This is a genomic window from Roseisolibacter sp. H3M3-2 (assembly GCF_029211165.1).
Lineage (GTDB): Bacteria > Gemmatimonadota > Gemmatimonadetes > Gemmatimonadales > Gemmatimonadaceae > Roseisolibacter.
Window position 1 is genome coordinate 1 of sequence record NZ_JARGEK010000099.1, and the last position, 13816, is coordinate 13816.

A 13816-nucleotide genomic window follows, 5' to 3' on the forward strand; every position below is an offset into this window, starting at 1 on the left:
GGGCCGCGGCGGGCGTCGGCGCCGGCGCGGGGGCGCGGCCGGCGCCGGCGGCGGCGGCCAGCAGCAGGGTGGGGGCGAGGCGGCGGCTCACGCGTCGCGCCCCGGCTCGAAGGTCACGCTCATCGTCTCGTCCTCGGCGACGACCACCCGTTCGACGCGCGGCGCGCGCGCGCCGAGCGACTTCTCCAGCCGTCCCTGCACGCGCACTGCGATCAGCCGCGCCAGGTTCTCCCCGGTCGGGATCTGCGCACCGTCGGCGAACTCGGGCACGTCGAGGTTCAGGTTGCGGTGGTCGAACCGCTCGCGCACCTCCTCCGCGAGCACCCGGTCGAGCACCCCGAGGTCGACGCAGAATCCTGTGGCCTCGTCGATCGGGCCGCGCACCGTCACGTGCGCCGCGTACGAGTGCCCGTGGAAGCTGGGGCGCGCGCAGACGCCGAAGGTGGCCGCGTTGCGGGCGTCGTCCCAGTCGGGGCGGCGATACCGGTGGGCGGCCGCGAAGGCGACGCGGCGAGTCAACGAGGCGAAGGCCATGGCGGCCAATCTACGGCGGAGTTCGGGGTACGGCGAAGATCTGGGTACGGCGCAGAGCGGGATAGGTCGAACGGAGGGGCGAACCGAACACCGGGGTACCGCGAACCTGCCAGCTCGTAGCCGCTAGGTCCGCCGTATCCCGGTGTTCGGTTCACCCCTCCGTTCGGTTCACCCCGATCTTCGCCCCACCCCGGGGTTCGACTCACCCCGCTCCACGCCGTGGGCCGAGCTAATGATCCTCGCCGTATTCCCCCGGCCCCGCGTCCGTCCCCCGCAGCCCTTCCTGCGTCGGCGCCTCGGGCGGCTCGTACGGCACGCCGTGGGCGACCGCGTCCTGGTAGTTCGTGGTCCCGAACATCCGCTGGTCCAGGTCCTCGTCGCCGCGCGCCTGGAACACCTCGGGGCTCTCCTGCTCGGGGAGCTCGCCGAAGACGGAGCCCGCCGACGCGCGCTCCATCTGCAGGTGGTCCTCGACGTCCATCGGCGTGTCGACGCGCCGGTTGGCGTCGACCACGAGCTGGTTGTCGAACGACCCCACCCCGACCAGGTCGGTCAGGACGTGGTCGGCGATGCGCAGCTCGCCCTCCGTGCCGACCCGCCCCTCGAGTCGCACCTGCCCGTCCTCGACGTGCACGACGAAGTCGTCGAGGTCGAGGTTGGGGTGCTCGCCGAGCCGGTCGCGCACCAGCTGGCGCAGCTCGTCGTCGTCCAGGTCGTCGATCCTGCTGAAGTCCTCGTAGTCCTGCGCCATGACCGCTCCTCGGCTCGATTCGCGGGCGTGGGGTGCACCGCGCGTGCCGCGGCGGCCGGGCTCAGCGGATCGGCTCGGCTCGGCGGCGCGTCAGCGGGAGAACTGGTACGAGAGCCCCAGCGTCAGCCCGAGGTTGTTCGTCCACTTGCTCTTGGACGAGCCCGACGGAAGGATCGACGTGCTGTCGAGCCCGGGCGTCGAGTAGCTGTCCGGGTAGCGGATCTGGAACAGGTACGAGCCGACGTCGGCGCGCACCGCCCACGGCGACGAGCGGGGGACGAAGCGGAGCCCGGCGCCGTACGCGATGTGGAAGCGCGTGCCGAAGCGGTAGCCGCCCGGGTCGGCGCTGGCGAGGTTGCTGACGACGCCGATCCCCGAGTGGACGGTCGGCACCATGCCGCGCCAGCTCTTCTGCCCCGTGAGGCCGAGCGTGATCCCGACGTCGGCCATCGTCAGCGGACGGCGCTCGACGCCGAGCAGGCGGTTCCCCTCGCGGCGCGCCGGGTCGAGCACGTTGCGCTCGGAGATCGCCGTCGCGGCGCGCGCGGTGAACGACGCCGGCCCGCCGAGGTAGATGTCGTAGCGCGCGCCGACGAGCGGGCCGCTCTGCGGCGCGATCCCGGCCGGGTCCTTGGCCGCGCCGTACCAGCCGCCGAACACGGTGGTGGCCTGGCGGAACTCGAGGTCGACGAACGGCGAGCGCTCGGGCGGGAAGCCGACCTGCGCGCCGGCCGCGGCGGCGGCGAGGGCGAGCGCGGCGGCGGCGAGGAGGCGGCGGGTCACGCGCGCACCCCCGCGGCAACCGAGGCGGCGGCGCGCAGGTCGCGGCCGGTCATCTCGTCGGGCTGGTCGACGCCGAGCAGGCGCAGGACGGTCGGGCCGACGTCGCACAGCGCGCCGCCCTCGCGCAGCGGCGCGTCGCCCGCCGGGTCGACGACCACCAGCGGGACGGGGTTCGTGGTGTGCGCGGTGTGGGCGCCGCCGGTCTCGGGGTCGATCATCATCTCGCAGTTGCCGTGGTCCGCCGTCACCAGCAGGCGGGTGCCGCTGCGCTCCGCCGCGGCGACGATGCGGGCGAGGCACTCGTCGACCACCTGCACCGCCTGGATCGTGGCGGGGAGGGAGCCCGAGTGCCCGACCATGTCGCCGTTGGCCAGGTTGCACAGCATGAAGTGGTGCGAGCGCGTGTCCATGGCGTTCACCAGCACGTCGGTGACGCCGCGGGCGCTCATCTCGGGCGCGAGGTCGTACGTCGCCACCTTCTGGCTCGGGACGAGGATGCGCTCCTCGCCCGCGTACGGGGCCTCGTTCCCGCCGTTGTAGAAGTAGGTCACGTGCGGGTACTTCTCGGTTTCCGCCGTCTTCAGCATCGTCAGCCCGCGGTCCGTCAGCACCTCGGCGACGATCCGGGCCATCGACTGCGGCGGGAACGCCGCCCGCACGCCGAGCGGGTCGAGCGTCTGGTCGTACACCGTCATCGTGACGACGAGCAGGTCGGGGCGCCCCCGCACGTCGAAGCCGTCGAACGCGGGGTCGACGAGCGCGCGCACGATCTGGCGCATGCGGTCCGACCGGTAGTTCCAGCAGATGACCGCGTCGCCGTCGCGCATCGTCGCCAGCGGCGCGCCGTCGGCGCCCGTCACGACCGCGGGGAGCATGAACTCGTCGCTGGTGCCCGCGTCGTACGTGGCGCGGATCGCCTCGACCGGGTCGGTCACCGTCGGGCCGGCGCCCTGCACGGCGGCGCGGTAGAACAGCTCCGTGCGCGACCACCGCTTGTCGCGGTCCATCCCGTAGTACCGCCCGCCCAGCGACGCGACCACCGCGCTCCCCTTCGACGCCTCGGCGACGGTCTCGCGCATGTACTCCAGCGCGGAACGCGGCAGGGTGTCGCGCCCGTCGAGCAGCGCGTGCACCGCGACGCGCGGCACCGCGCGGCGGCGCGCCAGCTCCAGCAGCGCGAACAGGTGCCGGTCGAGCCCGTGCACGCCGCCCCTGCCGATCAGCCCGAGCAGGTGGAGCGTGCCGCCGTTCGCCTTCACGCGCTCGCACGCGTCCACGAACGCCGCGTTCTCGAAGAACGCGCCGTCCTGCACCGCCTGCGAGATGCGCACGAGGTCCTGCATCACGACGCGGCCGGCGCCGAGGTTCAGGTGCCCGACCTCGCTGTTCCCCATCTGCCCCTCGGGGAGGCCGACCGCGAGCCCCGACGCCTCGAGCAGCGTGCGCGAGCGCCGCGACCAGAGGGCGTCCCACGCCGGCGTGTCGGCGAGGGCGATCGCGTTCCCGTCGCGCGCGGGGCGGTAGCCCCAGCCGTCGAGGACGAGCAGGGCGACGGGGCGGGTGTCGGGGGTGGGCATGCGGCGGGGCCGAGCGGCGGGACCGATGGGAACCGGGGGGCTGGGCGCGCGGTAGGATGCGCGCCGGCCGGAAGCGCGAAACATACCCGGGCGGGCCCCCGCCGGGGCACCCGCGCGCCCCGCCTCCGCCCCCCGCCATGTCCACCACGCTCCGCCTGCGCCCGACCGCGAGCCCCGCCGAGCCGCCCCCGGAGCGGCGCCGCGGCGGGTGGCGCGACTTCCGGCGGGCGTACGCCGGCTTCGTGCGCACCGCGGCCGCCGCGCTGGCCGTGCTGCTGGCGATGGACGCGCTGCTGCTGTGGGAGCGCCGCCGCTACCGCGCCGAGGCGGAGCGCCTGCGCGCGAGCATGTCGGCGGTGGAGCGCGAGCGGACCGACGCGATCCTGGGCGCCGACGAGGACCGCCTGCGCCTCACCATGGAGCTGCTGCGCCGCCGCGCGACGGGCGACGGCGCGCTGCACCTCGCGGTCGCGGTCGACGAGGGGCGGCTGCTGCTGGAGCGCGAGGGGGCGCGACTGCGGGACATGCGCGTGGAGGTCGGCGCGTCCCGGCGCGTCGGCGCGCCCCCCGACACGATGCACGTCGCCGCGCCGCGCGGCGCGCGCACCGTCGCGCGCGTGCTCGGCCCCGACGACGCGTGGGAGGTGCCGCGCTGGGTCTACGAGGACCGCGGGCTCCCGGTCCCCGCCGCGCGGGCCGACCGCACGGTGAAGGGCGCGCTCGGCGCGCGCGCGGTGCTGCTGTCGGGCGGCGCCGTGCTGTACACGCTCCCCGTCGCGGGGCCGCTCAACGAGCCGTCGTACGTCATGCCGGGCGCGGTGCGCGCGCGGCTCGAGGACCTGGAGGCGATCGCCGCCAACCTGGTCCCCGGCATGACCGTGTACCTGTACTGACGTGCTGCGCGCGATCCGGTCCGGCGGGCGCCACGCCTGGTGGCTGCTCGGCGCGCTCGTCGCCGCGGCGGCGCTGACGTCGCGGCTGCTCGCGGCCGCCGCCGACGCGCGGTGGGAGCGCGACGTGGCGCGCATGGTGTTCAACGACAACCTCGAGCTGCTGCGCCGCCTGCGTGCCGAGGCGGGAGAGGCGACCGACTCGCTGACGCGGCTGGTCGCCGACGCCGGCGGCGAGCCGCGCGACGCGCGCCCGTACCTCGTGGTGAGCGTCGCCGAGCGGCGGCTGTGGTACAAGCGCGGCGACTCGGTGCTGTTCAGCACCCAGGTCGCCACCGGCAGCGGGCGCACGCTGGTGAAGGAGGGCGGCGGCGCGCACTGGAAGTTCGAGACGCCGCGCGGCCGGCTGGTGGTGATCGGCAAGGACTCGATGCCGCGCTGGGTGCCCCCCGACTGGCACTACGTCGAGCAGGCGCGAAAGCGCGGGCTGGGGCTCGTGCGGCTGCGGCGCGGCGAGGCGCTGCGCGCCCCCGACGGCGCGGTGGTGACGGTGCGGGGGAGCGACGTCGTGCGCGTCCCGCGCGGCGGTGCGGCGGTGCCGCTGCGGGCGGCCGACGGGCGCGAGATCGTCGTGGGCGGCAACCTGCTGATCCCGCCCTTCGGCACGAACCAGCGCCGCTACCCCGACGTGCTGGGGACCCGTCGGCTGAACCTCGGCGACGGCTACGCGCTGCACGGCACCAACCGCCCCGAGACGGTCGGACAGGCGGTGAGCCACGGCTGCGTCCGCCTGCGGAACGAGGACGTCGAGTGGCTGTACGACCACGTGCCCGTCGGGACCCCGGTCTACATCTACTGACCGGGGCCAGTCGTGGCGTTAGCATTCGGCCGGCTCGGTCGTCCATCGCTTGGCGGCCGCAGCGGGCGGTCGGCTCGGTCCCGGAGGAGAAACGGCATGGTCCAGCAGGAGAGGAAGCGTCCGTCGCGCCGCGCGCGGGCGGTGGCCGCGTTCGCGCTCGCGTTCGTCGGCGTCGCAGCGGTAGAGCTCGCCACGTCCCGCCCCGTCGAGGCGCGCCCCGCGCCCGCGGCCCCGGTCGACGACCTCGCCTTCCTGCAGGACACCCTCGGCGGCCGCAGCGGCAAGCTGCGCGCGCGCATCCTCGCGATCCGCCCGCTGACCTTCCCGTTCCTCCGTCGCCTGCTCGGCGACTCCGCGGACCGGCCGGGCGTGTACACGGTGCGGCCGCGCGAGGACGCCCGTCCGTTCTCGTTCATCAGCCTCGTGCCGTTCCACGAGAAGGTGAACGGCCGCATCGGGCGCTACCGCATCGGCTTCTGGCCGGCGGAGAAGGGGCGCTCCGTGCGCGGCGAGAAGTACGGCAACCCGCAGGGCTTCATCGAGGTGACGCCCGAGAACAAGGACACGCGCGTCTCCGAGCACTTCAAGCTGGCCGACTTCCTGACGCACGATCAGGTGCGGGTGTGGCCGAAGTACCTCGTGCTGGACGAGGCGCTGGTCGACAAGCTGGAGCTGGTGCTCGCGGACCTGCGGTCGCGCGGCTACGACGCGCGGCGCCTGCACGTGATGAGTGGCTTCCGCACGCCGCAGTACAACGCCGGCGGCGGGGAGACGGCCGGCCGTGCCGACCTCAGCCGTCACCAGTACGGCGACGCCGCCGACGTCTGGGTCGAGAACGGGGCGGGGCGGATGGCCGACCTGAACCGCGACGGGCGCGTGGACACGCGCGACGCCGCCATCCTCGCCGAGGCGGCCGACCGGGTGGAGCGGGCGCACCCGGAGCTGGCGGGCGGGGTGGGGATCTACCGCTCCACGCGCGCGCACGGCCCGTTCGTGCACATCGACACCCGGGGCGCGCGGGCGCGGTGGGGGCACGGGTGACCGTCCCGGTGGCCGACGCCGACACGGAGCCGACGTCGTCCCCCTCGCCCGGCCCGCCCGCCCCCGCCCCCGCGGGGCCCGACGCCGGGCTGACGATGTTCGAGCTGGCCCGCCTCGAGGAGGCGCGCCGCCGGGCCGCCGAGGTCGAGGCGCGGGTCCGGGACAGCGGGAGCGTGGTGACCAAGGCCCGCCGCCCGCGCAGCTGGCTGTCGGCGCTGGCCTTCGTGGGGGCGCTGAGCGCCGTGCTCACCGTCTACCGCCCGTCGGAGCCCGACGTGGCGTCGCTCGACGAGATCGCGGCGGTGCGCGCGCGCAGCGGCGTCACGACGGCCGACTCGGCGGCCGTGGCCGCCGCGCTGGCGGCGCCGCGCCCCGGCTACGGGCGCAGCGGCGACGTGCTGGTGCGGGTGGCGATGCCGGGGCAGCTGGTGGAGTCGCCGGTCGCCCTGCCGGCGGGGAGCGCCCCGCTGCGCTACCGCTGGGTGCGGGCCGCCGACTCGTCGGAGGCGGACGCGCCGCGCCTGCTGACGGCCGGGACGGCGGTCGTCGCGCCCCGGCAGCCCGGGCTCTACCGCTTGGCGGTCGGGGAGGGGGCGTCGCGGCGCGTGCTCGACGACCTCTCGCTCGCGGTGCTGGTCCCGTTCGCCCAGAAGTTCGGCGGCACGATCAACGGGTACCGCATGGGGAGCTGGCCGTTCGAGCGCCTCGGCGGCGAGCGCCCGCTCGGCTTCGTCGAGGTCACGGCGCGCACCGCCAAGCTCCCCGTCTCGCGCCACGTGCGGCTCGGCGACTTCGTGACGCGCGACGGCCAGGCGCAGTGGCCGCGCTACGTCGTGGTCAGCCCGCGGCTGCTCGACAAGCTGGAGCTGGTGGTGGCGGAGATCGCGAAGCTGCGCGGCGTCCCCGACCCGTCGTCGATCCGCGTGCGCGTGAACTCGGGGTTCCGCACGCCGCTCCACAACTCGGGCGTCGAGGGCTCGGCGCTCAACAGCCGCCACCAGTACGGCGACGCCGCCGACGTGGCGATCGACGCCGACGGCGACGGCCGCTTCACCTCGTTCGACAGCCGCGTCGTGGGGCTGGCCGTCGAGATGATCGAGAAGCGGCACCCGGAGCTGGTCGGGGGGCTGGGCGTGTACGTGAACACGGGGTCGAGCTACGTGCACGTGGACGCGCGGGGACGGCGGGCGCGGTGGTGGCGGTAGGACGCTGCGGGCCGCGGGCTGCGGATTCCGACTCGCGTCGGTGCTGGCACCCCGGCACGGCGCTCCCGTAGTATCCGGCAGCGCAGGAAATCCGCCGTCCGCAGCCCGCCGCCGCCCTCCATGACCCAGCACATCCGCGACCGCATCAACCGCCAGCTCGACGCGCTCGGCGAGGACCGGCTGTATCAGGTGCTCGACTACGTGGAGTTCCTGGAGTCGCGCTACGGGCAGCGGGCGGCGACGCCGCCGAACACGTTCCAGCGGCTGGCCGACACGATCGAGGACCGGCTGCGCGCCGGCGGGCTCGCGGCGTCCACGGTCAGCGAGGCGATGGGGTTCCTGAACAAGGCCGTCGGGGCGCTCAACGGGGCGATGGCCGCCGGGACGTCCGTGGCGAGCGACCTGGCCAGCGCCGCCAAGCGGGCGGGGACGGCCGTGGTGGACGAGCTGACGGTGACGCCGGCCGGGGCGCCGACGCCCCCCGGCACCGCCGCCGCCCCCGTGGAGCCGGCCCCTCCGCCGGGCGCCGCCGCCTGGCCCCCGCCGGCGCCGGCCTCGCCGGTCAACCCGAGCGTGCACCCGCCGCAGACGCCGCCGCCGACGCAGACGCCGCCGGGTACGGGCCCTGCACCGCAGCCGCCGGGCACGCCGACCTGACCGCCCCGCCCGTCCCCCGTCCCGAGCCTCCGCCGTCGTGACCCCGTCCCGCTCGTCCCGCGCCCGCGCCGCCGCCGACCGCGCGGCCGCCCCCGTCGCCGACCGCGACCGCGACCTGCGCCTGCCGCGCGCGGCCGGCCGCCCGCGCACCGGCGCCAAGAAGACGCTGCTGCACACCATCCGGCAGCTCCCGCACTACCTGCGGCTGCTCGGCGGGCTGCTGGTCGACCGGCGCGTGGCGGCGGTGGACAAGGCGCTGGTGGCCGGCGCGATCGCCTACATCCTGCTGCCGCTCGACCTGATCCCCGACGTCATCCCGTTCCTCGGCGAGGTCGACGACGTCTTCCTGCTGGTGACGGCGCTGCAGCGGCTCGTGACGAACGCGGGGCGGCGCGTGCTGCTCGACCACTGGCACGGCGACGCGAAGGACCTCGCCGACCTGAACCTCGCCCAGGTGGTCTCGGCGGCCGCGTTCTTCCTGCCGCTCGGCATGCGGCGGCGCCTGCGCGGCCTGCTGCGTCGGTGACCCGCGGGGGTTGAGCGTCGCCCGGCGGGCACCTACATTCCGCCATGGCGACCACATCTCCTCCAGCAGCTCCCAGCCCCGCGCGTCCGACCCCGTCGGACGGCGGGGTTTCGCGTTCCGGGGCCACCCCGCCCGCGGCCGCCCGCCCGCACGGCCTGACCCGCGTGCGCGAGGCGGTCGCCCTGACCTTCGACGACGTCCTGCTCGCGCCGCGGCACGCGCAGGTGCACCCGAAGGACGTCGACACCTCGTCGCGCTTCACGCGCGGCATCGCCCTGAACGTCCCGCTGGTCGCGGCGGCGATGGACACCGTCACCGAGAGCGAGATGGCGATCGCCATGGCGCGCGCGGGCGGGATCGGGGTGCTGCACAAGAACATGTCGATCGACCGCCAGGCGGCGGAGGTCGACCGCGTGAAGCGCTCCGAGAGCGGGATGATCCTCAACCCGATCACCCTCTCCCCCGACGCCACGCTGCGCGAGGCGGTCGCGCTGATGCAGCGCTTCCGGATCTCGGGCGTCCCCGTGGTCGACGGCGACGGGCGGATCGTCGGCATCATCACCAACCGCGACCTGCAGTTCGAGCGCGCGCTCGACCGCCCCCTGCGCGAGGCGATGACGAGCGAGGGGCTGGTCACCGCGCCCACCGGCACGACGCTCGACGAGGCCGAGGCCATCATGGGTCGGCACCGCATCGAGAAGCTGCCGGTGGTGGACGCCGAGGGGGCGCTGCGCGGGCTGATCACGGTCAAGGACATCCACAAGCGCCGGCAGTACCCGACCGCGAACAAGGACCGCCACGGGCGGCTCCGCGTGGCGGCGGCGATCGGCGCCGGCGGCGACTTCCTGGCGCGCGCCCGCGCGCTGGTGGACGCCGGCGTCGACGTGCTGGTGATCGACACCGCGCACGGCCACTCGCAGGGGGTGCTCGACGCGACGGCGTCGGTGCGGGAGACCTTCCCCGACGTGCAGCTGGTGGCCGGCAACGTCGCCACGCGCGACGGGACGGCGGCGCTGGTGGCGCGCGGCGTCGACGCGGTGAAGGTCGGCGTCGGCCCCGGCTCGATCTGCACCACGCGCGTCGTCACCGGCGTCGGCGTCCCACAGCTCACCGCCGTGATGGACGCGGTCGAGGGGGCGGGGGACGTCCCGATCATCGCCGACGGCGGGATCAAGTACTCGGGCGACATCGTGAAGGCGCTGGCCGCCGGCGCCTCGTGCGTCATGATGGGCTCCATGCTCGCCGGCACGGAGGAGAGCCCGGGCGAGTCGATCCTCGCCGAGGGGCGCCGCTTCAAGATGATCCGCGGCATGGGCTCGCTGTCGGCCATGCAGGACGGGAGCGCCGACCGCTACTTCCAGGACGGCGAGATGAGCCCCAAGAAGCTGGTCCCCGAGGGGATCGAGGGGCGCGTGCCGTACAAGGGCCCCGTCGGCGACGTGCTGTTCCAGATGGTCGGCGGGCTGCGCAGCGGGATGGGCTACGTCGGCTGCGGGTCGGTCGAGCAGCTGCGCACGGAGGCGGAGTTCGTCCGCATCACGGCGGCGGGGCTCCGCGAGAGCCACCCGCACGACGTGACGATCACCCGCGAGGCCCCCAACTACTCCGCCTGAGGCGGCGGGGGTCTGACCGGACTCTGACCGCGGGGTCCGCGCGCCTCTGGCCGCGGGCCCCGTATCGTGTTGGGGGGCGCCGGGGGGCGTCCCAGGCCGGCTCGTCATTGACAGGGCCGCGACGTGCGGGTCAGACTACCGGCTTCGTTCCGACCCCCCTCCGTCTCCCCCGCACCGGATCCCGCGAGGACCCCGTATGGCGTTGTCGTCCACCAAGAGCATCGCACAGATCCAGTCCGAGGCGAGTGAGGAGGGGCAGCACACGCTGAAACGCTCCCTCGGCGCGCTGAACCTCGTGATGCTCGGCATCGGCGCCATCATCGGCGCCGGCATCTTCGTGCTCACGGGCACCGCGGCGGCGAACAACGCCGGCCCCGCGGTCGTGATCTCGTTCGTGCTCGCGGGGCTCGGCTGCCTGTTCGCGGGGCTCTGCTACGCCGAGTTCGCGTCGATGATCCCGGTCGCCGGCTCGGCGTACACCTACGCCTACGCGACGCTGGGCGAGCTGGTGGCGTGGATCATCGGCTGGGACCTGATCCTCGAGTACCTGTTCGGCGCGGCCACCGTGGCCGTGGGCTGGTCGGGGTACTTCGTGGCGTTCCTCCACAAGCTCGGCATCGACCTGCCGGCCGCGTTCACGCAGGCGCCGCTGTCGGTGCAGGGGACGCACACGCTCATCCGGAACCCCGGCGGGGTGCTGAACGTCCCGGCGGTGGTCCTGGTGCTGCTGATGACCGCGCTGCTGGTCACGGGGATCAAGGAGTCGGCGCGCTTCAACAACATCATCGTGATCGTGAAGGTCGCGATCGTGTTCCTGGTGATCGGCTTCGGCTTCATGTTCGTCGACTCGGCGAACTGGCAGCCGTTCATCCCGCCCGCCGAGGGGCCGGGGCGCTTCGGCTGGGACGGCATCGTCCGCGCGGCCGGCGTCGTGTTCTTCGCCTACATCGGCTTCGACGCCGTGTCGACGGCGGCGCAGGAGGCCAAGAACCCGCAGCGCGACATGCCGATCGGCATGCTCGGGTCGCTCGCCTTCTGCACGGTGCTCTACATCCTGATGTCGCTGGTCATGACCGGGCTGGCGCCGTACACGGAGCTGAACGTCCCGCACCCGGTCGACGTCGCGCTCGCCCGCGTCCCGTCGCTGTCGTGGCTGAACTACCTCGTCGACATCGCGGCCATCGCCGGCCTGGCGTCGGTGGTGCTGGTGATGCTCATGGGCCAGCCGCGCATCTTCTTCTCGATGTCGCGCGACGGGCTCCTGCCGGCGGTGTTCGGCAAGGTCCACCCGAAGTACCAGACGCCGTACGTGACGACGATCCTCTGCGGCGTCGTGGCCGCGGTCGTCGCCGGCTTCTTCCCGATCGCGCTGCTCGGCGAGCTGGTGTCGATCGGGACGCTGTTCGCCTTCGTGGTGGTGAGCGCGGGCGTGCTGATGCTCCGCTACAAGCGCCCCGACCTGCCGCGCCCCTTCAAGACGCCGCTCGTCCCGGTGGTGCCGGCCCTCGGCATCCTGGTCTGCGGCTACCTGATGTACGGGCTGCCGGCGGACACCTGGATGCGCCTCGCGGTCTGGCTGGTGCTCGGCCTCATCATCTACTTCGTCTACGGCCGGACGCACTCGCGCGTCGGGCAGATGCCCGCCTCGCGCTGACTCCGTCCGGCGCCGCCCGGCGCCCCGAGGACCGCCCGGACCCCGCGTCCGGGCGGTCCTCGCGCGTTCGGGGGCGCCGCCGGCGACCTTGCCGGCGACCTTCCCCCTGCCGCCCCCCGGCGCCACTGGCGCGAGGCGTGCCCTCGCGGCAGCGTTCGACCGCCGCCTCCGGCGGACCCCGCCCCACCCCCCCGCAATGCCCGCCGCCCTCTCGCAGCTCCCCGACCTCCTGGCGATCCCCCCGGCGCGCGCCGAGGCGATCCGCGCCCTGACGCCGCACCTGACCCCCGGCGCGCGCGTGGTGCTCTCCACGCACATCAACGCCGACGGCGACGGGTGCGGCTCCGAGGTCGCGATGGCGGGGCTGCTGCAGCAGCTGGGGATGCGCCCGGTGATCGTGAACCCGACGCCGTGGCCGGAGATGTTCCGCTTCCTCCTCCCCGACGCGGCGCTCGACCAGAGCCCGCGCGGAGCGGAGGCGCTGCGGGACGCCGACCTGCTGATCGTCCTCGACATCTCGGACGTGAAGCGGCTCGGCGCGCTGGGGGATGTGGTGCGCACGCTCAAGGTCCCGAAGCTCGTCATCGACCACCACATCGCGACCGACGACCCGGCGGGGACGGTCGTGGTGAGCGACACCACCGCCTGCGCCACGGGCGAGCTGGTGTTCGACCTCGCCCGCACGATGGGGCTGGAGCTGACGACCCCCGTGGCGACGGGGCTCTACGTCGCGCTGCTCACGGACACGGGCGGGTTCCGCTTCAGCAACACCTCGCCGCGCTGCCACGCGATCGCCGGCCAGCTGCTGGCGGCGGGGATCGAGCCGGAGGAGATGTACCGGCGCGTGTACGCCTCGGTCCCCGTGGGGAAGCTGGAGCTGCTGCGCGAGGCGCTGGCGACGCTGGAGGTCGACCCGTCGCACGGGCTGGCCTGGATCTCGGTCCCGGCCGGCGCCATGGAGCGCTTCGGCGTCCGCTCCGAGGACCTCGACGGGATCGTGGAGCACCCGCGCTCGATCGCCGGGACGCGGCTGGCGCTCTTCTTCCGCGACCTGGGGCACGGGAAGGTGAAGGTCTCGCTGCGCAGCACCGGCGACGTGGACGTGAACGCGCTGGCGCGGCAGTTCGGCGGGGGCGGGCACGCGCGGGCGGCGGGCGCCCTGATCGCCGGCGGGCTCGACGCGGTGCGCGACCGCGTGGTCGGCGCGGCCCGCAGCTACCTGGCGACGCTCGCCTGACCGGCGATCCGCCCCGCCTCCGGACCGGCCGGGAGTGCACACGCGCTCCCGGCCGGTCTAGCTTTAGAGCATCATCGAACGACCCGACGCACGATCCGACGCGGGTCCGCGCGCGAGCGCCCCGCTTCCTCCCCCGGTATGAGCCAGCCACTCCAGCAGCGCATCGCGACCGCCCTCGGCCGCGTGCACAACCCCCGCGTCGGCGCCGACGTGGTGTCGGCCGAGCAGGTGCAGGACGTCGCCGTCAGCCCCGACGGCAAGGTCCGCTTCACCCTCCTCCTCGACGCGAGCGACGACGCGACGCTGGTGCGCGAGGCGCGCCTCGCCGTCGAGCGGCTGGAGGGGGTGACCGACGTGCGCATCGACGTGACGGACCCCGAGCGCTTCTCGGCCGACCGCGACGCGCGCCGGCAGGCGCAGCGCGCGCACGCGCACTCGCATGGGCACGCGCACCAGGCGGCGCCCGCCGCGGCGCCCCGCCCGGCCGCC

General features: G+C 74.8%; 14 protein-coding genes. 10 read left to right on the forward strand and 4 right to left on the reverse strand.

Features of this window, described 5'->3' with window-relative positions; translation table 11 throughout:
* Positions 1 to 87 precede the first annotated feature (87 nt).
* The 4 genes from PYV61_RS10440 to gpmI all read right to left on the reverse strand — a co-directional run bounded on the left by PYV61_RS10440 (position 88) and on the right by gpmI (position 3645).
* Complete coding sequence (locus tag PYV61_RS10440) at positions 88 to 534, reverse strand: 6-carboxytetrahydropterin synthase (protein ID WP_275831107.1); 447 nt, start codon at positions 532 to 534, stop codon at positions 88 to 90.
* 229 nt (positions 535 to 763) lie between these two features.
* Positions 764 to 1285, reverse strand: coding sequence for a BON domain-containing protein (locus PYV61_RS10445; RefSeq protein ID WP_275831109.1), 522 nt, complete (start codon positions 1283 to 1285; stop codon positions 764 to 766).
* A 90-nt stretch (positions 1286 to 1375) separates the two neighbouring features.
* The gene (locus PYV61_RS10450; protein ID WP_275831111.1) at positions 1376 to 2068 is read right to left on the reverse strand and encodes a hypothetical protein; all 693 of its coding nucleotides are present in this window, start codon (positions 2066 to 2068) and stop codon (positions 1376 to 1378) included.
* A complete protein-coding gene (gene gpmI / locus PYV61_RS10455; RefSeq protein WP_275831113.1) occupies positions 2065 to 3645 on the reverse strand; it encodes a 2,3-bisphosphoglycerate-independent phosphoglycerate mutase in 1581 nt (526 codons plus the stop codon). The genes PYV61_RS10450 and gpmI overlap by 4 nt, the downstream gene beginning before the upstream one ends.
* Positions 3646 to 3782: 137 nt before the next feature.
* Between gpmI and PYV61_RS10460 the strand changes: the two genes are divergently transcribed.
* The 10 genes from PYV61_RS10460 to PYV61_RS10505 all read left to right on the forward strand — a co-directional run.
* Positions 3783 to 4538: a hypothetical protein gene (locus PYV61_RS10460; RefSeq protein ID WP_275831115.1), complete on the forward strand. Its 756-nt coding sequence runs from the start codon at positions 3783 to 3785 to the stop codon at positions 4536 to 4538.
* A gap of 1 nt (position 4539) precedes the next feature.
* On the forward strand, positions 4540 to 5394 hold the full coding sequence (locus PYV61_RS10465; RefSeq protein ID WP_275831117.1) for a L,D-transpeptidase: 855 nt from the start codon (positions 4540 to 4542) through the stop codon (positions 5392 to 5394).
* A 96-nt stretch (positions 5395 to 5490) separates the two neighbouring features.
* Positions 5491 to 6435 carry a D-Ala-D-Ala carboxypeptidase family metallohydrolase gene (locus PYV61_RS10470; RefSeq protein WP_275831119.1) on the forward strand — a complete coding sequence of 315 codons (945 nt, stop codon included), beginning with the start codon at positions 5491 to 5493 and terminating at the stop codon, positions 6433 to 6435.
* The gene (locus PYV61_RS10475) at positions 6432 to 7640 is read left to right on the forward strand and encodes a D-Ala-D-Ala carboxypeptidase family metallohydrolase (protein WP_275831121.1); all 1209 of its coding nucleotides are present in this window, start codon (positions 6432 to 6434) and stop codon (positions 7638 to 7640) included. The genes PYV61_RS10470 and PYV61_RS10475 overlap by 4 nt, the downstream gene beginning before the upstream one ends.
* A gap of 120 nt (positions 7641 to 7760) precedes the next feature.
* On the forward strand, positions 7761 to 8297 hold the full coding sequence (locus tag PYV61_RS10480; RefSeq protein WP_275831123.1) for a hypothetical protein: 537 nt from the start codon (positions 7761 to 7763) through the stop codon (positions 8295 to 8297).
* A gap of 37 nt (positions 8298 to 8334) precedes the next feature.
* A complete protein-coding gene (locus tag PYV61_RS10485) occupies positions 8335 to 8823 on the forward strand; it encodes a YkvA family protein (protein ID WP_275831125.1) in 489 nt (162 codons plus the stop codon).
* Positions 8824 to 8987: 164 nt separating this feature from the next.
* Positions 8988 to 10436: an IMP dehydrogenase gene (gene guaB / locus PYV61_RS10490; RefSeq protein WP_345785231.1), complete on the forward strand. Its 1449-nt coding sequence runs from the start codon at positions 8988 to 8990 to the stop codon at positions 10434 to 10436.
* Between the two features lie 196 nt (positions 10437 to 10632).
* On the forward strand, positions 10633 to 12090 hold the full coding sequence (locus PYV61_RS10495) for an amino acid permease (protein WP_275831127.1): 1458 nt from the start codon (positions 10633 to 10635) through the stop codon (positions 12088 to 12090).
* A 196-nt stretch (positions 12091 to 12286) separates the two neighbouring features.
* Positions 12287 to 13327: a DHH family phosphoesterase gene (locus PYV61_RS10500; RefSeq protein WP_275831129.1), complete on the forward strand. Its 1041-nt coding sequence runs from the start codon at positions 12287 to 12289 to the stop codon at positions 13325 to 13327.
* A 138-nt stretch (positions 13328 to 13465) separates the two neighbouring features.
* On the forward strand, positions 13466 to 13816 hold a 351-nt coding region (locus PYV61_RS10505; RefSeq protein WP_275831131.1), incomplete at its 3' end, for an iron-sulfur cluster assembly protein.

Bases quoted from the DNA above. Each gene is read 5' to 3' on its own strand.
- PYV61_RS10440 (WP_275831107.1), bottom strand. From the start codon at position 534: ATGGCCTTCGCCTCGTTGACTCGCCGCGTCGCCTTCGCGGCCGCCCAC.
- PYV61_RS10495 (WP_275831127.1), top strand. From the start codon at position 10,633: ATGGCGTTGTCGTCCACCAAGAGCATCGCACAGATCCAGTCCGAGGCG.
- PYV61_RS10500 (WP_275831129.1), top strand. From the start codon at position 12,287: ATGCCCGCCGCCCTCTCGCAGCTCCCCGACCTCCTGGCGATCCCCCCG.
- PYV61_RS10470 (WP_275831119.1), top strand. From the start codon at position 5,491: ATGGTCCAGCAGGAGAGGAAGCGTCCGTCGCGCCGCGCGCGGGCGGTG.
- PYV61_RS10460 (WP_275831115.1), top strand. From the start codon at position 3,783: ATGTCCACCACGCTCCGCCTGCGCCCGACCGCGAGCCCCGCCGAGCCG.
- PYV61_RS10480 (WP_275831123.1), top strand. From the start codon at position 7,761: ATGACCCAGCACATCCGCGACCGCATCAACCGCCAGCTCGACGCGCTC.
- gpmI (WP_275831113.1), bottom strand. From the start codon at position 3,645: ATGCCCACCCCCGACACCCGCCCCGTCGCCCTGCTCGTCCTCGACGGC.
- PYV61_RS10445 (WP_275831109.1), bottom strand. From the start codon at position 1,285: ATGGCGCAGGACTACGAGGACTTCAGCAGGATCGACGACCTGGACGAC.